At 49.6% G+C, this 21,717-nt stretch carries 21 protein-coding genes; 18 read left to right on the forward strand and 3 right to left on the reverse strand.

Annotated elements, in window-relative coordinates; all coding sequences use genetic code 11:
• Positions 1–123 precede the first annotated feature (123 nt).
• Complete coding sequence (locus JOD82_RS17370; protein WP_209949722.1) at positions 124–1,923, reverse strand: M4 family metallopeptidase; 1,800 nt, start codon at positions 1,921–1,923, stop codon at positions 124–126.
• Between the two features lie 468 nt (positions 1,924–2,391).
• The gene (locus tag JOD82_RS17375) at positions 2,392–4,170 is read right to left on the reverse strand and encodes a M4 family metallopeptidase (RefSeq protein ID WP_209949723.1); all 1,779 of its coding nucleotides are present in this window, start codon (positions 4,168–4,170) and stop codon (positions 2,392–2,394) included.
• Positions 4,171–4,729: 559 nt separating this feature from the next.
• On the opposite strand from JOD82_RS17375, the gene JOD82_RS17380 reads away from it, so the two are divergent.
• The 18 genes from JOD82_RS17380 to JOD82_RS17465 all read left to right on the forward strand — a co-directional run bounded on the left by JOD82_RS17380 (position 4,730) and on the right by JOD82_RS17465 (position 21,181).
• Entirely contained in the window at positions 4,730–5,659 is a 930-nt protein-coding gene (locus JOD82_RS17380) for a glycosyltransferase family 2 protein (RefSeq protein ID WP_069012640.1), read from the forward strand.
• Positions 5,656–6,591 (forward strand): glycosyltransferase family 2 protein, encoded by a 936-nt coding sequence (locus tag JOD82_RS17385; RefSeq protein ID WP_069012641.1) that lies wholly within the window; start codon positions 5,656–5,658, stop codon positions 6,589–6,591. The genes JOD82_RS17380 and JOD82_RS17385 overlap by 4 nt, the downstream gene beginning before the upstream one ends.
• Positions 6,588–7,388 (forward strand): glycosyltransferase family 2 protein, encoded by an 801-nt coding sequence (locus tag JOD82_RS17390; protein WP_069012642.1) that lies wholly within the window; start codon positions 6,588–6,590, stop codon positions 7,386–7,388. Before JOD82_RS17385 ends, JOD82_RS17390 begins: the two co-directional genes overlap by 4 nt.
• A complete protein-coding gene (locus JOD82_RS17395) occupies positions 7,385–8,116 on the forward strand; it encodes a sugar phosphate nucleotidyltransferase (RefSeq protein ID WP_029518275.1) in 732 nt (243 codons plus the stop codon). The genes JOD82_RS17390 and JOD82_RS17395 overlap by 4 nt, the downstream gene beginning before the upstream one ends.
• Positions 8,117–8,188: 72 nt before the next feature.
• Positions 8,189–9,649: a glycosyltransferase family 2 protein gene (locus tag JOD82_RS17400; RefSeq protein ID WP_069012643.1), complete on the forward strand. Its 1,461-nt coding sequence runs from the start codon at positions 8,189–8,191 to the stop codon at positions 9,647–9,649.
• 119 nt (positions 9,650–9,768) lie between these two features.
• Positions 9,769–10,056, forward strand: coding sequence for a hypothetical protein (locus JOD82_RS17405; protein WP_013311765.1), 288 nt, complete (start codon positions 9,769–9,771; stop codon positions 10,054–10,056).
• Between the two features lie 29 nt (positions 10,057–10,085).
• A complete protein-coding gene (locus tag JOD82_RS17410) occupies positions 10,086–10,418 on the forward strand; it encodes an alpha-helical endospore appendage domain-containing protein (protein ID WP_029518277.1) in 333 nt (110 codons plus the stop codon).
• Positions 10,418–10,768: a hypothetical protein gene (locus JOD82_RS17415; RefSeq protein ID WP_039272663.1), complete on the forward strand. Its 351-nt coding sequence runs from the start codon at positions 10,418–10,420 to the stop codon at positions 10,766–10,768. Before JOD82_RS17410 ends, JOD82_RS17415 begins: the two co-directional genes overlap by 1 nt.
• On the forward strand, positions 10,716–11,075 hold the full coding sequence (locus JOD82_RS17420; RefSeq protein ID WP_069012644.1) for a FliH/SctL family protein: 360 nt from the start codon (positions 10,716–10,718) through the stop codon (positions 11,073–11,075). Before JOD82_RS17415 ends, JOD82_RS17420 begins: the two co-directional genes overlap by 53 nt.
• A gap of 182 nt (positions 11,076–11,257) precedes the next feature.
• A complete protein-coding gene (locus JOD82_RS17425) occupies positions 11,258–12,349 on the forward strand; it encodes a CgeB family protein (protein WP_029518280.1) in 1,092 nt (363 codons plus the stop codon).
• A 33-nt stretch (positions 12,350–12,382) separates the two neighbouring features.
• Positions 12,383–13,516, forward strand: coding sequence for a CgeB family protein (locus JOD82_RS17430; protein WP_029518281.1), 1,134 nt, complete (start codon positions 12,383–12,385; stop codon positions 13,514–13,516).
• 60 nt (positions 13,517–13,576) lie between these two features.
• On the forward strand, positions 13,577–15,238 hold the full coding sequence (locus JOD82_RS17435) for a glycosyltransferase (protein WP_029518282.1): 1,662 nt from the start codon (positions 13,577–13,579) through the stop codon (positions 15,236–15,238).
• Positions 15,239–15,359: 121 nt separating this feature from the next.
• Entirely contained in the window at positions 15,360–16,451 is a 1,092-nt protein-coding gene (wecB, locus tag JOD82_RS17440; RefSeq protein ID WP_209949724.1) for a non-hydrolyzing UDP-N-acetylglucosamine 2-epimerase, read from the forward strand.
• Entirely contained in the window at positions 16,444–17,430 is a 987-nt protein-coding gene (locus JOD82_RS17445; RefSeq protein WP_029518284.1) for a polysaccharide biosynthesis protein, read from the forward strand. Before wecB ends, JOD82_RS17445 begins: the two co-directional genes overlap by 8 nt.
• Positions 17,427–18,281: a dTDP-4-dehydrorhamnose reductase family protein gene (locus tag JOD82_RS17450; RefSeq protein WP_209949725.1), complete on the forward strand. Its 855-nt coding sequence runs from the start codon at positions 17,427–17,429 to the stop codon at positions 18,279–18,281. The genes JOD82_RS17445 and JOD82_RS17450 overlap by 4 nt, the downstream gene beginning before the upstream one ends.
• A complete protein-coding gene (locus JOD82_RS17455) occupies positions 18,242–19,240 on the forward strand; it encodes an NAD-dependent epimerase/dehydratase family protein (RefSeq protein WP_209949726.1) in 999 nt (332 codons plus the stop codon). Before JOD82_RS17450 ends, JOD82_RS17455 begins: the two co-directional genes overlap by 40 nt.
• A complete protein-coding gene (locus JOD82_RS17460) occupies positions 19,237–19,953 on the forward strand; it encodes a glycosyltransferase (protein WP_029518287.1) in 717 nt (238 codons plus the stop codon). The genes JOD82_RS17455 and JOD82_RS17460 overlap by 4 nt, the downstream gene beginning before the upstream one ends.
• Positions 19,954–19,981: 28 nt before the next feature.
• Positions 19,982–21,181 (forward strand): glycosyltransferase, encoded by a 1,200-nt coding sequence (locus JOD82_RS17465; RefSeq protein WP_069012648.1) that lies wholly within the window; start codon positions 19,982–19,984, stop codon positions 21,179–21,181.
• Here JOD82_RS17465 and JOD82_RS17470 read toward each other — a convergent pair.
• The gene (locus JOD82_RS17470; protein ID WP_029518289.1) at positions 21,178–21,555 is read right to left on the reverse strand and encodes a hypothetical protein; all 378 of its coding nucleotides are present in this window, start codon (positions 21,553–21,555) and stop codon (positions 21,178–21,180) included. The genes JOD82_RS17465 and JOD82_RS17470 overlap by 4 nt on opposite strands.
• Positions 21,556–21,717: the final 162 nt, after the last annotated feature.

Genomic DNA, 21,717 nt, shown 5'->3' on the forward strand with positions numbered 1-21,717 from the left:
CCAGGAATATAAGTGTCCATAATCAACTTTATAGTAGAAAAAAGGCGTCCCCTAGTGGGACGCCGTATACATAAGAGAGAAGGGGGTAGACTTGTAATATCGGGGAAGTTTATATTATTACACTTATTTCACACCTACGGCATCAAAAGACTTAATAGCAGAGGTTACGGCTATTGAATTTTCACCATAACTGTCTTTGGCTGTTTGGATAACAGCAGCACGTGCGGTGGAGAAGTTAGACGTGGAAGTCAGATAATTGGTGAAGGCATTATAATAAATATATACGGCTGCATCACGTCCGATTCCATCTACCTTGACACCATGAAAAGTGCCACCTTGTGCCAGTAGATAGTAGGCTTTATTAATAATACCGCTATTAATATGGGCTCCACCATAATCCTCGTTGTTAGGATCAGGATAGAGATTGCTGTAGTGATCGACTTGACCGTATTTGACAGGATCGGAAAGGGAGCGAATGGCATCGCCCTTAATATTAGGGGTATAAGCGACTTTGCCGAAATCCCAATTGGTACGCTCAATGTCGTTGCCTATAATATCTGAGATGGCTTCACTTAATGCACCAGATTCAGCGAAATACACGAGCCCTGATGAATGCTCGGTCACACCGTGTGTCAGCTCATGGGCAACAATTTCAAGGTCGCTGCTAAAAGGGGCAAATAACGTGCCGTCTCCGTCTCCGTAAAGCATGTGAGTGCCACCCCAGTGGGCATTATTGTAGTTCTTTGCGCCGTAATGGACTGCCGAAGCGATGGCCATGCCATGCCCGTCAATGCTGTCGCGTCCAAATCTATCCTTGTAATAATCGTAAGTGCGAATAGCGTAAGCGTGGGCATCCACCGCAGCAGGATCTTCCCATACGTTATCGGAATCTGTATACAGGGTGCCGGGGAGCGTCTCGGTGTTGTGGACGTTATAAGTTAGGATTCCTTTACCACGAGTCGTATCCTTTAGTTGATACTTCTTGCCCGAGGCTGTGGTTTCAAATGTTTTGGTATCGCCGAATACACCGCGCCCTGTGCCGATTACTTCGTTAAGAATGTCATACTTGAATACGATTTTTCCGTCATTAGCGTCAATAAAGTAACGTGTGCGCAGCAGAGTGGGCTGTAGAGTATTAACTTCGGTTACATAGACGAGACGTGTGGAGTCTCCATCGGGATAGATGTACAGTTCTGCTGTAGGGTCCACGCTTGGTTCCAGATTGGCAATCTTGGGAATAGAGGATGCAGGCTCTACCACTTCCAATGTACTGTTCTCCAGTTCAGCTGCTTTATCCAAATCCAAGGAGTCCTTATCAACAGAGATTGAAAATTCATTGTTAGATGCTGTTCCGTAAGTGTCTTTACTTACACTACTTGTACCCTCGTAAGGTTCAGGAACGATTGGGGCGGAGGAAGGGAGAGACTGAACCCGTATAGCTGCATCTTTATAAGCGGTATATACAGCCTCAGTAGCACTGATTTTTGGAGTTGTATTTTCTTTAGCATCGGCTTGTTGATTTTCTGAAATGACAGCTCCCAAATAAGAGGTGATTTGACCAGACTTGTTCACATGGATGGTCTGTTCGGCTCCAAATACGGGAATTCCGTCTACATATTGTTTTAACCGATAATGCTTTGTACCAAATTTGTCACTGGTGCGATCCACGATACGAAATTGCTCGCGCACATGGGAACCGATGTGGGTATCGTCCAGACTCAATAATGTTTTTTGTTGTCGATTTAAAAAGCTCCAGACCAGATTGTCGCCTGTTACCGTTGAAGGAGACTTCCAGTTCACCGTTTGGAATGTTGGCGTAAACTGAGTCGGATCGGGAACAGAATTTTCAGCTGCGGAGGCTCCAGGCGCAATGGCTCCTAATAACATAGCTCCTCCTAGAAGTGAAACCCATACTTTTTTCAATTCATACTCACTCTCCTTAATTAATGTTGGGGTAAAAAACACCCTGTTTGCAGAAGCCTAGCGTCATATATGTAAGTCTTGTTGCTCCTTTGAAACGTGAAGAGGCTGGATAAAAATGACCTTATGTAAAATATTAAGGTTTATTTTTTTTGCAATTTCATCGTCTCGGCTCTGATATTAGCACAGAGGTTGTCGAACGAGAAGATTAATTTTACAAAATACCCCAAAATGAATCTTTAGTCCCTGATTTACGGTTTATTTGTCTTATTTAGTCGAAAATGATCGGAGGGACTCTATGAATATGAAAAGGGCGCCCCTTTGAGGGGACGCCATAAATAAGGGGGGAAGGGGCGCAGACTTGTACACTGCACCCCTATTTTTTCGTCCATTGTATGAGTAGGGCCACATGACAGTTGCACAACGGCAACGGTCTATGGACGAGAATATGAGGATTATAGCGTATATGATTTAGTTTACACCTACAGCATCAAAAGATTTGGCAGCTGCAGTTGCTTGTGCCGAGTTCGCACCGTACAGATCTTTTGCCGCTTGGATCACAGCAGCGCGTGCGTTGGAGAAGTCAGAAGAAGAAGTCAGGTAGTTCGTAAAGGCACTATAGTAAATTTGGACCGCTGCATCGCGGCCAATTCCATTTACAGCTACCCCATGGAAAGTACCACCTTGTGCCAATAAATAGTAGGCTTTATTAATAATGCCGCTGTTCGTATGAACGCCACCGTTATCGGAGCTGCCTTTATACAAGTCGGAATAGTGATCTGGTTGATCATACAGCGTAGGATTTGACATAGAGCGAAGAGCATCGCCTGCAATGTTTGGCGTATAAATATCATCGCCTACAAGCCAGTTTTTACGCTGAATGTCATTGCCGATAACGTCCGAGAAAGCTTCATTTAATGCACCGGACTCTCCGTAATATTCCAAATTCGAAGTATACTCTGTGACACCGTGCGTAAGTTCATGTCCCACTACATCGGGGTCCCCGCTGAAGGCGATAAATGTGCTACCATCCCCGTCTCCATAAGTCATTTGGGAGCCATTCCAGAAGGCGTTGTTGTAGCGGCTACCGTAATGGACTGTCGAACGGAGTTGCAGCCCGCGTCCGTCAATGCTGTTGCGTCCAAATTTAGACTTATAGTAATCATATGTTTTGGCAGCATATGCATGGGCATCCACGCCGGCTGGATCATTCCATACATTATCGGCATCGGTCAGAAGGGTACCTGGGATGCTTTGGCGGTTGGAGGCCGTGTAAGTCACGATACCATTACCGCGTGTTGTATCTTTTAACTGGTAGCTACTACCGGAAGCCGTCGTGTTGAATGATTTGCTATCACCAAGCACACCTTTACCTGTGCCTGTCGCTTCATTAATGATGTCATACTGGAATACGATGCTGCCATCATTGGCATCAATAATGTAGCGAGTACGCAGTGGGGCAGGTTCTAAAACATTGACTTCTGTTACATAAACCAGCTGCAGGTCATCCCCTTTAGGATAGAAGTACAGATCGGCTTTAGGATCTACTTCTGGCTGCAGATTAGCGATTTTGGCAATGGAACTTTTTTCTGTCTCCACCGCTTCAATTTTGCTATCTTTCAAGGCAGACGCTTTATCAAGACTCAGCTCGTCTTTATCAATGGATAGCGTTTTTCCGTTGTTAGCTGCTTCGGCGTAAGTGTCTTTGCTTACACTGCTTTGTTCCTCAGCATCTTTAGAAATCGTATCGTCGGAGGTAGGGAGGGCTTCAATCCGTGCAGATGCTTCTTTATATGCAGTGTAAACCGCTTCAGAAGCGCTGATTTTTGGAGTTGTACCTTGCGTAGCTTCAGCTTGCTGATCCTCAGTAACCACCGCTCCTAAGTAAGAGGTGACCTCACCAGATTTGCCCACATGAATAGTCTGTTCAGCTCCATATACGGGAATCCCGTTTACATACTGTTTCAGCCGATAATGGCTCACACCGGACTTGTCGCTTGTGCGATCAACGATTCGGAATTGTTCACGTACACTAGAGTCGTCCGCACCCAATAACGATTTCTTTTGCCGATTCAAATAGCTCCATACAATGTCGTCACCCGATACCGAGGAAGGGGCTTTCCATTGCTCGGCGTGAAAGGTCGGTGTAAGCTGAGTCGGCCCCGAAACGGAACTCTCCGCTGATGCACCAGACGCGACAGACCCTAACAACATAGCTCCTCCAAGAAGCGAAACCCATACTTTTTTCATTAAAAATTCACTCTCCTCGATTAATGTCAGGATGAATCATCCTGTCTTGAATAAGGCATTGCGCCATTTATGTAGGTCGTGTTGTCGTCTGGAATAGAAGAAAATGGAACATGAAGAGAAATACCGAAGTGTTTTTCATGAAGCGTACGTGAAAAGAGGGTACTGCAGTATGAAGCATGTGGCCTAAAAAGGTGACAAACTCCTCCTTTCCTGTCGTATATAAAGAAAATAGAATAATGGTGGATAATGGAAAAGAATGACTTATGCAAAAAAAACTAATGTTGATTTTTTGAACTCCCATCATCTGGCTCTGATATTAGCACAGAGAATGACAGACGAGAAGATCTATGTCACAAATTTATCCAAAATGAATCTTTAGACCCTAATAACTCACTTATTTAATAGGATTAATAAGTTATGTAAAATAAAGTCGAAAATTGCTATGTCGAAAAGACTCCACGCTTGCCGTTACACACGGCTTTTGGACCGCATAGGTTATGTTGAACTGTCCTAATCATGCTGTCCATCTATACAGCAGGAAGGGAGGTGAGACGGGAGCATGAAGAAGCAGGGAAGAGCTGGATACAAGATCAAACGGAGGCGGCATTCCGGCGCATACTATCATTCTAAGATGTGGCTGCCGTTACGAATGCCGAACATGCATAAGACCCCTGCCATGAGGGAGGTACTCGACACGGAGAGAGGGGCACAGATCGGCGAAGAGCGACCATCTGGACCGTCATCAGTGGGAAAGTTTTTCGTATCTGTCATTATTCCGGCCATGAATGAGCAAAAAACAATCGGAGCTGTGATTCGCGAGGCGCGCCGTGTCCATCCACATACAGAGGTTATCGTCGTTGAGAACGGATCACACGATAGAACGGCGAAGGTGGCAGCAGCGGCGGGAGCTCGTGTACTTTCTTTCCCGGAACCGCTCGGACATGATGTTGGCCGTCGTGTTGGAGCGGAGGCGGCATCCGGACAGATCCTGCTTTTCCTGGATGGGGATATCGTCATTCCCTGCGTTAGACTCCGGCCGTTTATACACGCCATATGTGCAGGAGCGGATGTGGTGCTGAATGATTACCATGGACCTGTGAATCATACGCCCGTACATCCTGTAGTGGAGGCAAAGCATGTATTGAATATCTTGTCGAATCGTGCTGATTTAGGGGGGGCATCTATGACTGGCATTCCACACGCCATTAGTCAAAAGGCTCTAAACAAAATAGGTCCAAAGCCCTTGGAGAAACCTCCTTTATTTCAAGCTATGTCCATCGCTTCCGGGTTACGAGTGGTGACTGTATATGGAATAGCTGTCGGTAAAATAAATGCGACACGTAAAAAACAGAACGGCAAGGACCCGCTGGCAGGTGTAATTGTTCAGGATCATCTGGATGCCATTGCCTGGCTTACATCGCATCTGGGAACGCGTGCGGGCTTTACGGATTTGGAGCGCAAACGGATCAGAGACGAGGTGAAACTGTGAGTAGACCGTATCGCAGAGGGAAGCGTGAAGAACCGAGCTGGGGGGTCAGACGTGTTCAGCGAAAACGAGGAACGACGACTTCAATGCATAGCCGTAGGGTGAGAAAGCCCACACCTCGGGCAACAGGAATGACCAAAGTGACTCCGCCTGTGGAACGCGAAGTTCCGGGAGATATTGTATTACAGGGAACCGCAGCGGCCGTGGTCAGCGCCTGTAATGAAGAGTCAACGATTGACCGGGTGCTGAGCGAGCTGGAAAAACTTCCGCTTACGGATATCATTGTCGTATTGAACGGCTGCACGGACGGCACGCGCTCCACCGTAGCCAAACATCATCCTAATGTGACTCTCGTCAACGTGCCCGATCGACTGGGGCATGATGTTGGCCGTGCAGTAGGCGCGCGTATGACGCAGGCTGATATTGTGCTGTTCGTGGACGGAGATTTGCCGATTTCGGGATCTGATTTGCTGCCTTTTCTCCACGCGGTGGATCAGGGAACGGATGTCGCGCTTAATGATCTGGGCAGACATTTGCCCCCCTATGCCCAGCAAGACAGCGTGACACGGTGCAAAGCATTCCTGAATCGCGTACTGCGCAGGCCGGATCTGGGAGCAAGCTCATTGACCGCCGTACCGCATGCATTATCTCGGCGTTTACTGGATCAGCTTGGCTCAGCCGTGCTTGCCGTACCGCCAAAAGCCCACGCCATGGCAATTCTGTATGGCATGATCGTGGCGGCAGTACATGCTGTCGATGTCATTAAAACAAACCGTAAGCGGACCTTCAATGTTGGCAAAGGGAACGCTATGGAACAGTTGATCGTCGGTGATCATGCAGAGGCACTGACGGCTGTGTTTCAGGTAGCCGGGTATTCCCCGCTCGGGCCTGTTCCAACACGGGTAGACGTTGCCAAAGGGAGGAATGCACAATGAGTCTGACGAGCATCATTATTCCGACTTATAACGGCCTGCATCTGTTAAAGCCGTGTATTGAGGCGATTCGGACACATACGATAGATGTACCGTATGAAATCATTGTTGTGGACAACGCTTCGAATGACGGAACGGATGATTTTTGCGCATCCGAGCGGCTGATCAGCATACGTCTTCCTGAAAACAGGGGCTTTCCAGCAGCATGTAATATGGGGCTCCGGCTGGCTTCGGGTGATCAGTTCGTTATTTTAAACAATGATGTGACGGTTACGCGGGGATGGCTATCGAATATGTTGGCCGCATTGCAGAGCGAAAGCATCGTGGGATTGGTGGGACCGGTGACGAATTGCGTCAGCGGTATTCAGCAGATACACGGCTTGGAAGGAGATTTGGCCAGCTGTCTGAGATATGCGGAGCAGAATAATGTAAGTAATCCCTCCAGGTGGCAGGAGGTTAAGCGGTTGGTCGGATTTTGTTTGTTATTCCGGCGTGATCTGATGGAACGGATCGGATTGCTGGATGAACGGTTCAGTCCCGGACATTATGAGGATGACGATTATTGTCTGCGCGCACGTGTGCATGGCTACAAGCTGCTCATGTGCAACGACTGTTTTGTCTATCACGAGGGGAATGCGAGCTTCTCACGCTCGGAAACTTCCTGGATCGAAGAGCTGATCGAGCGGAACTATCGTTTATTTATAGAGAAATGGAGCATAGATCCCAGAATGTTCATCGAAACTGGAAACGCTGGGGTTGTATGCACTGAACATGCTGTCGAAGGAGGAAGGAAGATATGAAAGGGGTTATTCTCGCAGGAGGAACCGGATCGCGCCTTCATCCGTTGACTACATTACTCAACAAGCATCTGCTTCCGGTCGGCAAGTATCCCATGATCGTATATGGTATCGAGAGGCTGCGACAGGCTGGAATCACCGATATGCTTATTATTATTGGTAAACAATCGGCCGGGCTGTATACCGATTTTTTGGGCAGTGGCAGTGATTATGGTGTCCAACTGACCTACCGGATTCAAGAAAAGGCGGGCGGCATTGCAGAAGCACTCGAACTGGCAAGAAGCTATATGCAGGCAGAAGAGAAATTCACTGTTTTGTTAGGTGATAATTTGTTCAAGGAAGACTTGGGACCTGTGATCGAACGATTCAAGCAACAGCCCCCGGGGAGCGCCAGAGTGTTGTTGAAAAAGGTGGCAGATGCTCGTCGTTACGGGGTACCCGTGTTTGATCCTGAGCGTCCGGAGAGCATTACGCGGATTGAAGAAAAGCCACAGCATCCCCAATCCAAATACTGCGTTACGGGTATCTATATGTACGATACTGCCGTGTTCGATAAGATCCGGCAAATTACACCTTCGGCACGTGGTGAGCTTGAGATCACGGATGTTAACAACTGTTATGCCGCTGAAGGCAAGCTGGAATATGATATTTTACGGCGTTATTGGAGCGACGCAGGAACCTTCGATTCCCTTCAGGAAGCTGGATTGAAAATGAAAGGACTTCTACCTTGATCTCAATGAAACACCATCCTACCGGGCCAGGCATATAGTATAGGCATAATGCCACCCGGAGGAGTGAACGGCATGAAACGCCTGAATATGCAAAGGAAACACAGCAAGCGGCTCGGAAAGAAAGGCTACTGGTCAGGATATAAAAGGGGCCAGGAGCAAGGTAACAGGTTGGGTCAGGCTTCGTTCGGCAAGGTTTTTGAAGGCGTCAGTATTATCATTCCGTCCTGCAATCAGCTTCAACAGCTCCGTGCATGCATTCACCGTATTGAGGAGAATACGAGCCATCCTCACGAAATTATTGTAGTGGACTGCGGCTCGACGGACGGGACATCCACCTATTTGCTCCGTAAAAGCATCGCTGTGCGTTATGCGCTGTTAAAAAAGGATGTGCAAATGATAGGTAGCCTGAATCAGGGGCTGATGATGGCAAAAGGAACAACTATTGTGGTACTGGATCAAAACTCCATGGTGACCCCCGGCTGGTTGGATCGGTTGTTAGGGTGTTTACACAGCGATCCGCGTATGGGTGTTGTTGGGCCTGTAACGAATGGTCCATTCAAAGAACAGCAGATCGAGGTTCCTGATATGAACGAAAATGGAGCACGTCAATTTGCCATGACCTTCAATGTTCCCAAACCGGATGCATGGCGAGAGACCGAAAGCTTGGCTGGATTTTGTTTATTGCTGCGCAGAGAGACACTGAAAAAAACGGGCTACTGGGACGAAGGCTGCCACAGTATTGAGGAGGCCCATGCAGATTGGCTACTGCGTGTGCGTTTGTTGGGGATACGTATGGCAATTGCCGGAGATGCTTTTATCCATTATGAAGAAAGAGATCGGGATACGGTGTATGGTTTTCCTCTAACGACCGAAACAAGCGGTTCAATGGAGGAAAGCAGCCGGAACCGATCCTTTTTTGTACAAAAGTGGGGGGACGCGGATAAGCTGTTCCACAACCTGAAATTCAGTACAGCGGAGACGGACGACCAGATCTCAACAGGTAAGGAAACACACGTATCAGCGGCAAGCTTTTACCCCATCGGAGCGGTTGTTCAGGGACCGTCCGGTGTAGTATTTCGGTTAGAATCGGGAAGAAGGCGGTATTTGCATGGAGTCAGTGCTGCGGGAGGTGAAAACGTGCGCCCTGTCAGATTGTCTCAGCTGGACTTGTTGGCACTTCCCTTGGTAGGGAAGCCGGAGGTCACAGTTTCCGGCAGCACTGATGCACCTGTAGCTGAGTCGCCAGAGGAACCCTTGCCTGTGCTGGCGGCTCCTGAGCTGGGGAACATGTCCATGCTTCCCACACTTCATATCCCGGCCCAACGTAGGCGATGGATCGAGTTACTGTATGCTGAAGGTGGGCAACTGTACCAAATCGGCAACGGTTGGAAAAGACCATTCCTTACCCTCTACGCTGTGATGAGTTGGCGGGCTGAGGACTATCCAATTCAATTTTTGTCCTCTGAAGAATTGTCGGCATTGCCGGAGAAGCAGCCTATTATTGCTCCACCGGTGCTGCACGGGCATCTGTAATGATCTGAATAGGCGCTTTTAGGCGGAACCGACTACTCGCTGCGGCATACGCTGTAGTAGCGGAAAGCCCGTAGGTAATTCGTGCGTTCCGCACGGCGGAGCACATAAAGGAGGGGCTTATGCATAACGAGTTAGATGATTTGCTGATCCACATTTCGCACTCGCAGCAGCAGATGTCAAGGTTGTTGGATGCGGAACGGCAGGTGGTTGTGCGCATGGCGCAGATCATACATGAACTGCCAGATGAGGAGCCGCGTTTTGACGGAATTCCGGGCATTCTCGACAGCTCGGGACAAGTAAACAAAAGCATTGTGGCCTATCTGAACGGCATTGCCGATCTTCAGGAAGCAATGGCTGAAATGCTCGTTCGTGTCGTGAAGGAAACGGCATACCCGGAAGAGGAGTAACGTAACAACCGAGGGCAGGGAGTGAACACATGAGTAGGGAACAAGCAATGATTCACATGCTGGACGCAGCCTCCAAAATGCAGCGGAATGTGTCTATGATCCTGGAGGCCAAGGCGGTCGAAGCAGAAAAAGTGCGTAATTGGGCGCTGAACCATCTGGCGCCCCACGCCTTTGACACCGATGAAGAACAGCTGGGGCGACCTTTGGAGATTCACGAGCAAATGGTGGAAATGCTGGAGGGATTAACGCGGCTTCAGACTGGTCTTTGCAGCAATCTCAAAGCATTGCTGGATCAGGATGAGCAGCAGGGTGGCGGCATGGAAGGGATGATGGGAGGCATGGGCTCGGGGGATATGAACTAATGAGCATGAGGCGTGAACGTGAGATCAAGCTGGATATAATGGAGTCTATTGCTGCCAGCCAGCACGCCGTTGCCCGGATGCTGACCAGTCTTGCGGACTTGACGCCCCATGCGGATATGTCGGCTACCCGTCTGGAAGAAACCATTCGTATACTCAGCAACTACCAGGGCGAAATCACGCAAATGTTGGCGGGTATTCCATTAAGACGACAGGTATATGGAAAACCGACGAAACCGTGGCTCCATGTGCCTGTTCAGAAAAATGAAACCACCACGAGAAAGCAAAGGAGGAATGAAAATGAGCACAAGGTGGGAACGCGCCACTCGGGAAAAAGCCCGCAAAAGACGTAAAGATGCCCGGCGTTCCAGCATTCGCAGATTAAAACGGAGAAGAAGACGTCTGCTTGCTCTAAGACGCCGTAAAAGAGGACATCATTCTGCACGTAGAAGACATCCTCTTTTGCGGCGGCGAAAAAAACCTCAAGCTAACCCGGTGGCAGTCCCTTCTGCGGAGAATCCACAGCCCGGGACTGTTGCATTGGAGCATGATCCGCAGGCATTTCAGCAGGGGTATGATGCAGCTTACAACGAGGGTTTCAATTCAGGCTTTGCCAAAGGTTATGAAGATGGACACCAGGTCGCTTACCAGGCTCAGTAAACTATGCAGAACATCCATGACAGCTAACCCCCCGAAGCTACACAGCTTCGGGGTTATTTGCGGTTCGGCAGTTGGACGGGCAAACGCCAATTTTGTCCGGGCAGTGGCAGTCGTCCATGATGCGTTTGACCCCTCCGCATATAGTTTAGGAGTGACAGAAGTTTATCCTACAACAGGACAGGGTGAAGGATGTGAACGATCAACAAAGCGGAAATGAACGCGAAGCGTACCGATGCGGCTATCGGGAAGGACGCAGAATGGGCGGTTGCACGGCTGCTCTGTCACAGGTCGTGGCCATACAGCCTGCTGTTCGTCATTTGAAAGTGTTGTATATTCCGCAAGGTTTCGCAGCTATAGACACAGGTGTGCAAGAAGCATTAGGCCAAATATGCAGCTCATGCGCCATCGGTACGCCTGCTACGATGCTAGCTGACGCCGAGGCTCAACGTCCAGACCTCGTGCTGGTCATGAACGGGCTGCATGTTTTTCCGGCGGATCATCTGGAGCAGGTACAGCAAATACGAGCCCTAGGCATTCGGACGGCCATATGGTTTGTAGATGATCCTTACTTTACGGAGGATACGGCGTTGATCTGTCAATCCTACGATGTCGTATTTACGCACGAAATTTCTTGCCTGCCGTTTTATCGCGATCAGGGAGTAACGAGGGTTCACTATTTGCCGCTGGCTGCGTCAGCTCGTATCTTTTATCCTCGGCGGGTAGAGCGGGAGCATCAGCATGATATTTGTTTCATTGGAAATGCCTTCTGGAACCGTGTGAAGCTATTCGACCACCTAGCTCCCTTCTTGGCGGACAAAAGAGTGCTGATCGTAGGTGGGCACTGGGATCGGCTGACCCGGCGGGATGTGCTGGAACGCTTTATCCGTCCGGGTTTTATGGAACCGGAAGAGACCGCTCAATATTATAACGGCTCTAAAATTGTCATCAATATGCACCGCCCGACAGACCCCGGACTGGATAATCGGAATACACACCAGCTTTCAGCGGAGTCCATCAATCCTCGGACATATGAAATTTCTGCTTGCGGCACGCTTCAAATGACGGATGTTCGGAAGGATTTGAGCCGTTATTACCGACCAGGCTATGACATTGAAACTTTCTCTGGAGCAGATGAATTGAAAGTGAAGCTGGACTACTATCTCAAGCATGATTGGGAACGCGAACGCATGGCCTGGCGCGCATTGTACACGACTATGCAAAAGCATATGTACTCCAATCGCATGGAAGAACTGCTGGACAAGGCGATGGCCTAAAGTAAACACCATAAACAGTGAGGAGTGAAAGTGATGACGATATCTACGACAGGACCGTATGACCCGGCTGTTCACCAGACGGCGGCAGCCTCCTGGGAAAAGGGGAGAACTGCGGGATTGCATGACGGATACGACGAAGGATATCTGCGCGGCCGTGCTAACGCAATTGTTGCGCGGATGAAAGCAGTTTTCCCTTTTCGACAAATCCATGTACTGTATGTCGTCTCAGGCAAAGGCCTTCCGTATTCTCCGCTGGATGAGGCGGTCATTACCACATTGCAGAGCATGACGGCTCAGGTTACCGTAACAGACCCACGTCAGCCGGTAGGAGATATTGCCGCTCAGCTCCGTCCGAATCTGATGCTGGCACTGGATGGAATGGATCTTCCGTTGGAGCAGGTTACTGCGGTACGCCAGTTGGGCATCCCCACCGCCATCTGGCTAACGGACGATCCATATTACACCGACACGACGACCAAAATCGTTACGAATTATGATTATGTGTTCACGTTAGAAATGAACTGCATGGAGCTGTACCGTCAGTTGGGTTGCACGTCTGTGCACTATTTGCCCTTTGGAGCATTTCTGACTCACTATTTCCCCCTCAGCTCGCCCGCTTCGGTACGACGTGAGATTGGGTTTACAGGCTCAGCCTACTGGAACCGCATCTATTTCTTTAATCCGATTATGCCGCAGCTCATGGCTCGTAACATTAAAATCAACGGAATCTGGTGGGATCGTCTCCCAGATTATCAGTCGTATGGCGACAAAATTGAGCTGGGTCGCTGGATGTCTCCGGGCGAGACCAATGATTCGTACAACGGCAGCAAAATCGTAATTAATCTTCATCGTTCCCATCAGGATGATTCGGTGAACAACAACTCACTGAAAATTCCGGGGGCTTCGCCCAATCCGCGTACGTTTGAAATTTCTGCCAGTGGCACGTTGCAACTGACAGATACAAGAGATGATCTGGCTCGTTTTTACAAGCCAGGGGAAGAGATAGAGACCTACAGCTCTCAGCAGGAACTGCTGGAGAAGGTTGAGTTTTATTTGACGCATGAAAAGGAGCGTCGTGAGATTGCTCTGCGTGCTCTGGAACGAACCCTGCGGGAGCACACGTATGGTCACCGGATTGACCAACTGTTGTCGGTCATATTTCCATAAGGTGATTCACACGTCCGGTGGTTGCTATTTTAAAGGAGGTGAACTCCGATCAAGCCGAAAATGATGTTATTCAGCCATGTTAGCAACGTCCGCAGTATTACGGGGGCCGAGAAGCTGCTATTGCAATTTTGTCTAGATATGCGTACGTACTTCGATTGTATTCTCGTAACGCCTGGTGAAGGGCGGCTGACCTCAATGGCCCGCAAGCGCGGAATCACCGTTCTGACACAGAATCTGTTCATGCTGCATGGCATGTATACCCCATATGAGGGATTGGCGCAGGATGCGGAGAATTTGCGGACCCATGTGGCGTATGCACCGTTGTTCCAGATGCTTCGGCATGCTCGACCTGATGTGGTGCTGGTCAATACCTGTGTGAACGTCATGCCTGCAATGGCTGCCCATGAGCTTAATATTCCGGTGATCTGGAAAATTACCGAAGTCATTAACCAGAATGCGCATACGCCAGTTTCTGTTTCTATCATTGAGCGCTATAGCCAATGGGTCATCGGCATTTCTCAAGCTGTAATGCGTCCTTTGCATGGTGGGGGACTGACACGTCCGCATACGGTGTTGTCTCCCTGCCGGGATATGGATATGCCGTCTCCCAGAGAGCATGTGCTGGAACGGAAAAGGAAACGTGAAAAACTGGGGCTGCGGGATTTTCATATTTGCATTGGTTATATTTCTTCCTTTATCTACGAAGCCAAAGGGCTGTTACCTTTTGTCCAAATGGCTCTAAAGCTGTGCGAAACCAATTCGCGGTGTCGTTTCTGGATCATCGGCAGCTCGGTGGACTCGGAATATTACGTAAAATGTGTCTCTTTAATCCGCCAATCTCGTTATAGCCGCCGCTTCCAGTTCAATTCATTCGAGGAATCCGTGTCAACGGCCTATAGCGCAATGGATATTGTTGTGATCCCAAGTATGGTGGAAGAAGGCTTTGGTCTGACCGCCCTGGAAGGGCTAGTTTACGGTAAGCCCGTGGTAGCCTTTGCGCAGGGTGGACTTGTGGAATTGATGGAGGCTACCGGAAATACAGATTTTTTGGTAGAGCCGGGCAACAGCGACATGCTGGCGCAAAAAGTGGGCTATCTGCTCGATCATCCCGAGGAAGTGGAACGGATTGGTGTCCGTAACAACAGTGCAGCTACACGTGTATACGGACCTGATTCCTACCGAAGCAGTATGCACCTCATGGTCAGTCAATGGGTATGTCATCATCCGCATTGGTTCCCGTTGATTCAGCAGCCGGGTGGACCTGTATGGACGAGGGAAGGCGAAGGGCTGCGTCAGGTCACCGCTATACCGGAGGGTTATACCAGCACGATTCGAGAATTTCCTGAATCGGTGGTGTGTCAGCTGCCTGTGCTGGGTCTGCCGCCAATCGAATATGCAGCCATTCAGGGCTTGCCACAACCAGCACCCCCTTTACCTGAGTCACCACCCGAATTGCCCCGCGGCAAGCGTAGTATTCGGGCGAGATGGCCAAAGGGCCGCAAGCGTACCAGACTTCGGAATCGCAGGTATAAGAGAAGCGGCGGCAAGAGTCGCCTTAAGAAAATTCACGGGTTCCCGTTGTCGAAGGGACTTTATCCGAAAACCAAGTCCAGACAGAAGCTCAAGCGGAAAATCAAGCACCGGTCACGGCGACACAACGCGCACAAACCGAAGCGAGTCACACTCAAGGCTGGACAGCATACAAAACAACGGTCCGGGTGAACCTACGCCGGACCTTTGAGATGAACGTTAAGCTGGAGCACAGCCAGTCTGCTGGATGGCTATCCTTCATTGAACGCCACAATTCAATGAAACAACGACAGCAAAGGTGGGTTCCAAAACCATGAAAATATTGACCGTGCTCGGCACAAGACCGGAGATTATACGGCTCAGCCTGATCATTCCGAAGCTAGACCGCCATGCAGATGAACATGTGCTTGTGCATACGGGCCAAAATTACACCGAAAGCCTGAGCGGGCAGTTCTTTCGCGAACTGGGACTGCGTGCCCCGGATTATGTACTTCAGGAGAAAGCGGGGACACTGGGCAAACAGTTGTCCGCCATGTACTCGCAGATGGAGGATATTTTAAACAAGGAACGCCCCGATCATGTGCTATTGCTCGGTGATACGAACAGCGCTTTATGTGCCTTACTTGCGGAACGTATGGGTTATCCGGTCGTGCATATGGAGGCGGGGAACCGCTGTTATGATCTGGATGTGCCGGAGGAGAAGAACCGGCGTGTCATTGATGCGATATCTACCATTAATATGCCTTATACGGAGCAAAGCAAGCAGCACCTACTACGCGAAGGCTTCCCAAGCCAACGAATCATACTGACTGGAAATCCGATCTACGAAGTAATGCAGCACTATGAGAAAGAGGTAACCGGTAGTGGGATTTTGAAAAAGTTGGGACTGTCGCCGGGAGAATATTTCCTGGTCACTGCCCACAGAGCCGAAAATGTCGACCATCCACCGCATTTGCTGGCTATTTTAGATGGTCTTAACCGGGTAGCCCAGCAGTTCGGGCAGCGGGTCATTTGCAGTATTCATCCCCGGACTGCCGCCCGGATCGCAAGCCATCCGCCGATCCAGCTTGATCCGCTAGTGGAATTTCACGAACCGTTCGGTTTTTTTGACTTCGTTCTGCTGGAGCGGCATGCCCGCTGCGCTTTGACAGACAGTGGTACCGTACAGGAAGAATGCTGTGTCATGGGGGTGCCGACGGTTACGATGCGCCGGACGACTGAACGGCCGGAAACGGTAGATTGCGGCAGCAATATCGTGTCCGGCCTTGATGGCGAGGTTATAGCAAACGCGGTAGCCATAATGACCGGGATGACCCATAAGTGGCAATGTCCCGCAGGCTATCTGGTGGAAGATGTGTCGGATAAGGTAGTTAAATTTCTGCTTGGAGGGAAACGGCATGTTTGAAAACCAACGTATCTTGGTTACCGGCGGTACCGGCTCCTGGGGGCATGAGCTGGTTGCCCAGTTACTGCCGCGTAACCCCAAAGAGGTCATTATCTTTTCACGCGGAGAATCCAGTCAGGTTGCCATGAACAGGCAGTTTGAGGATGAACGACTCAGCTTCTGTATTGGAGATATTCGGGATAAGGATGCGCTGACTACCGCTTGTCAAGGAGTGGACTATGTATTTCATTTGGCAGCGCTCAAGCACGTACCCGTCTGTGAGGATCAGCCCTACGAGGCACTCAAAACCAATGTCGTAGGCACTCAAAACGTAATCGAGGCCGCTGTCGTTAATCAGGTCAAGAAAGTCATTTATATATCGACCGACAAGGCCGCGAATCCGTCCAATTTTTACGGCATGACGAAGGCAATAGGAGAAAAACTGATTGTTTACGCCAATCTGCTGAATAGCGATACGCGTTTCGTGACGGTGCGCGGCGGTAATGTTTTGGGCACAAACGGAAGCGTGGTGCATCTGTTCCAAAGCCAGATTCGCCAAAAGGGCAAGGTTTCGATCACAGATATGAACATGACGCGCTTCTTCCTAACCTTGCGTGATGCGATCAGTCTCCTGTTCAAAGCCTCGGTGGAAAGTGTAGGCGGGGAAATTTTTATCATGACCATGCCAACCTGCCGTATTTTGGACTTGGCTGAGGTGCTCATTGAGGATTCAGGTGTGGAAAACGTAGAAATTGTAGAAAAAGGTGTGCGTCCCGGTGAGAAAATTCATGAGATTTTGATGAGCGATTTTGAAAGCCTGACGACGGTAGTCTATGACGAGCAATATTTAGTCATTCTCCCAACGCTGAATATTCCTCAATTAAAGGACCGCTATAATCAGTGCCCTCCCGTGTCATTCAGCAGCTTTAGTTCGGAGTTTAATTTGATGTCGAAAGAGGAGATTCGCAGCATTCTCCAAAGCGGGGGGTTCATCAAATGAAGCTGCTTATTTTGGGTGGTAACGGCATGGCGGGCCATGTTCTGGTGAAGTATTTCCAAAACCAGAGCGGGTATAACGTGTTCTACACCACCCGTGATCCCGAAAATAAAGGTGGTCTGCTGCTGGATGTAAAGGACAGCTTTATGGTGGAGCAGCTGGTACGGAGTGTACGGCCAGACGTTATTATTAACGCGGTAGGTGTACTGAATCAGCATGCCGGGGAGGATCAAATTGCAGCATACCAAATCAATGGATTGCTGCCACATCTTCTCCGGCGGACAGCGGACAGTATCGGTGCCCGATTGATTCATATCAGCACGGATTGCGTATTTGAAGGAAATCGGGTACCTGGTTTATATAAGGAGATGGATCAACCCGATGGGACAAGTGCCTATGCTTTGACCAAAATACTCGGAGAAGTAAAGGCCGCAGGGCATCTGACCATTCGTACCTCCATTATCGGGCCGGAAGTACGGCCGGGAGGCATTGGTCTGCTGCACTGGTTCTTGCAGCAGAGCGGAGACGTTGACGGGTATCGCCGGGTCTTTTGGAACGGGGTTACGACGCTGGAATTAGCGAAGGCGATACAGGTGCAGATGAATGAGCCGCTGGACGGACTCATTCATCTGGTTCACCCTGAACCGATCAGCAAGCATGATTTGCTGCTGCTGTTCAAAGACATCTGGAATAGGGAGGATATTCGGATCGTGCCGAAAGATGAGCCGGTGCAGGACCGGACGCTTCGTTCTACCCGGGCCGATCTGCTCTACGATGTTCCTCACTACAGCATCATGCTGAAGGAGCTGCTGGAATGGACGGAAGCACAGCGGAACAACGTCGGCCTGTCATAGTCATTACCGGAGCGGCGGGCTATACCGGGATGCATGCCTGCCGCCATTTTGCAAAGCTCGGCTGGGAGGTAGCGGCGCTGACTCGCACTGCCGCTTCCGTCTCAGAACTGATCTTACTGGCTCGCGATGATGAAAATAACAGCCCAGAGGCGGAGACTCGCAACTGTATTACGCCTTATGTGTGTGACTTGCTCGACAAGAAACGTCTGGGCGAAGTAATTAGACAGATTGCTCCGGATTATGTGCTTCACCTGGGTGGTAAAAATTCCGTACCTGAATCTTGGCAGAGTCCCCTGCTATACATGGAATCCAATGTACTGTCCACCCTGTATCTGCTCGATGTACTGCGACCTTTCCCCAAAGCCAGAATTGTCGTGGCGGGTTCTCGGCTAAAGACGGCTTTGCAGGCTCCGTATCACCCAACACATCCATACAGCCTTAGCAAAAGCCTTCAAGAGGCAGTCGCGCTCTCGTGGGGCGCGCTGTTCGAACAATCCGTCATGCTGGCAGAGCCTTGCAACTTGATCGGTCCGGGTCCATCTACCGGATTTTGTGCATTACTCGCGGGGTATATCGTTCAGACGGAACGTAGGGAGGGGCAGTCCGCAACTGAAACTGTCCCGTTCCGGGTATCTTCCCGACATGCGCAACGTGATTTTCTCGACGTTCGTGATGCCGTTCGCGCATACGGTGTGCTATTGGAACAGGGTGTGCCAGGCCGAGTGTACTCGGTCTGCACAGGCCGCATTGTGGAACTGGGCAATATCGTAGAACGTATGGTTGCGCTGGCCAAAACATCTATTCCCATACAATGGGGGGATGTGGCAGAGTCAGCATCCACGGAGGCATACCGTGCGAAAGAGCTGGAGGACATGGGCTGGAAGCCGACCATACAGCTGAGGCAATCTCTGGAGGATATGATTCAATACCGCCGAGCTGGAAAGGAAGGAACGATATGAGACCGAAAGTAACGATTGTCATTCCCTTTTATAACTGTGCATATGTGGATCAGGCTTTGCAAAGTGCACTAGAGCAAACTTATGGCCCACTCGAGATTATTGTCGTCGATGACGGCTCCACGGAACATGTTGATATGCTTCAGGCCTATCTTCCTTATATACATTATTTAGGTAAATCCAATGGTGGAACAGCCAGCGCTCTGAATCATGGTATCCGACATGCCAGTGGCGATTATATTGCGTGGCTCAGTTCCGACGATACCTATCATAGGGATAAAATTAACAATCAGGTTTCTTTTATGGTGGAAAACGGTGCGTACATCTCCCATACCAACTTCAATTTCATCAATCAATACAGCCAAGTCACAAGCTACCAGGCAGCCGCCGTGTTTCCGTCTATGACGGAGTTTTACCGTTTTTTTCAACAAGGAAATCCGGTCAATGGATGCACGGTTATGTTTAAAAAGGAGCTGTTTGCACATATCGGTTTGTTTGATGAATTGCTGCCGTACACACATGATCTGGATATGTGGTACCGCGTGATGCTGGCGGGATATCCATTTCCTTTTCTGAACGAGTCCTTGGTTAACTACCGTTGGCATGATGAAATGGGAACCAAAAAATATTGGCCCGCTGTGGAGCGGGAGTACAACATCACCCAAGCACGTTATCGAGATCGCTTCAGTCAGGTATTGAGTGGTTTATCCTCATGAAGCCGAAAGTCTGTCAGGGGGGATTGATATGGTAGATACGGGGATTGTTATGCCACTGTACAAACAGGATATCGGCTATCTGCAAGCTGCAATCTCATCCGTACTAGCCCAGAGCTACAGGGGATTTCGCTTCATCATTGTTATTGACGGAGCGCCGGAAATGGTGGGGCCAGCGCTCTATGCAGCAATGGGAGACCCGCGCGTTCAGTTGGTTACACTCCCTCAGAACCAAGGAGTATCCCACGCCCTAAACCGGGGATTCGATGAGTTGTTTAAAGATCCTGGGATCAAGTATGTGACCTGGGTCTCCAGCGACAATGTTTATAATGCTTCCTTTATTGAACGATTGCGGCAAGAGCTGAAGCAGGGGCCAGACTCACTCGGTCTTGTGTTTTCTACCTTCCGCCAGGTTGACGCATATGGGAACCCGTTGTATGACGAGCAGCATCAACAGGCGTTGATCCGGTACCAAAGTCAGCCACATCACGAATTGCTGAACGCCAGCATTGTTGGGGTTTCATTTATGTACAAAAGCAAATATGCCCTCCAGATTGGCGGCTATCGGCTGCAACCCGTTGAGGATTATGATTACTGGCTGCGGCTGACCGAGACGTGCAATATGAAATTCATCCCGGAGATCCTGATGGATTACCGGGTGAATTCCACATTTAGTGTATCGGCCGGCCTACACAGCCAAAAGGAGCACCGACGCTGGCGGCGCGCATTCCAAATCGCCAAGTATGAGGCGAGAGCACGCCGGGGCATCCCACTTGAAATGACGATTTTAATGCCTGTCACGGATATGGCTCAAGCTGAATCATTGCTGGATAATCTGCTGGAGCAGCACTACAGCAATTGCGTGGTACGGCTGCTGGATTTAACGCCAGAACAGGAAGCTAGCGCTTTCCTGTCGATGATGCTCGACCCTCGGTTAATCGTAACATCACGGCAGCATTATTCGATCCAGGAAGCACTGGTTCAGGCTATTGGTGAAACCACGACTCGCTTTGTTGTATGCTTCGGTGTCAAACCTTATATTGCCGTGACGGATCTACTGTATCTCACGGATTTGTTGCGCCCATTACAGGATACACATGCCTTTTCCTACTATACAGATGACCATTCCACCATCGGCAGCGGACGAGGGGTTCAGTCCGTACCGCCAGAATGGAATTACGTGTATTACACCCACAGATTGCATCAGGCACTGGAACAGGGTGGCTTTTAAATAACAGGGGACAGTGCAGGGATTGTGGTCAGCTCGGACTGGAGAACACGGTGCTCCTGTACAACATTACCAAACTGATCCAGTCCAAAGTTGGAGAGCACGACATTCGCTGGAGCAGCGGAGGCCACGTTGTATTGTACCTCATAGGCAAGAACCCCTTGTATAAAGAAGGTACGGCGGGCAATGGAGTTTGCAGGCAAGTTAACCGATGTCACATACAGTGGTGTCTTGGTATCCGGTACCAGCGAGAAAAAAATTTGGATGGTCACGGTTGCCGCATTTACTGTGTCCTCATTGACCAAGTTCACAACAACATTGGAGCAGGCAGTACCAAAATCTCTAGTGTTCGTCATATAACCGGTTGTAAAAGCCAATCGAATCATCCTCTCAAAAAACAGAATATTGGATAACCCTTGAAGGGATGCTTTTATACTATGAATCTATTGAAAAGAAAGCTTGTATGGTTGTCTCTAGGCTGTGCTGAAAAAAGTACATTTTGATAGAAATACTTCAGGCGTATCTATTTATATAATGAA

It is taken from the genome of Paenibacillus sp. 1182 (genome assembly GCF_017833915.1).
Classification (GTDB): Bacteria; Bacillota; Bacilli; order Paenibacillales; family Paenibacillaceae; genus Paenibacillus; species Paenibacillus polymyxa_D.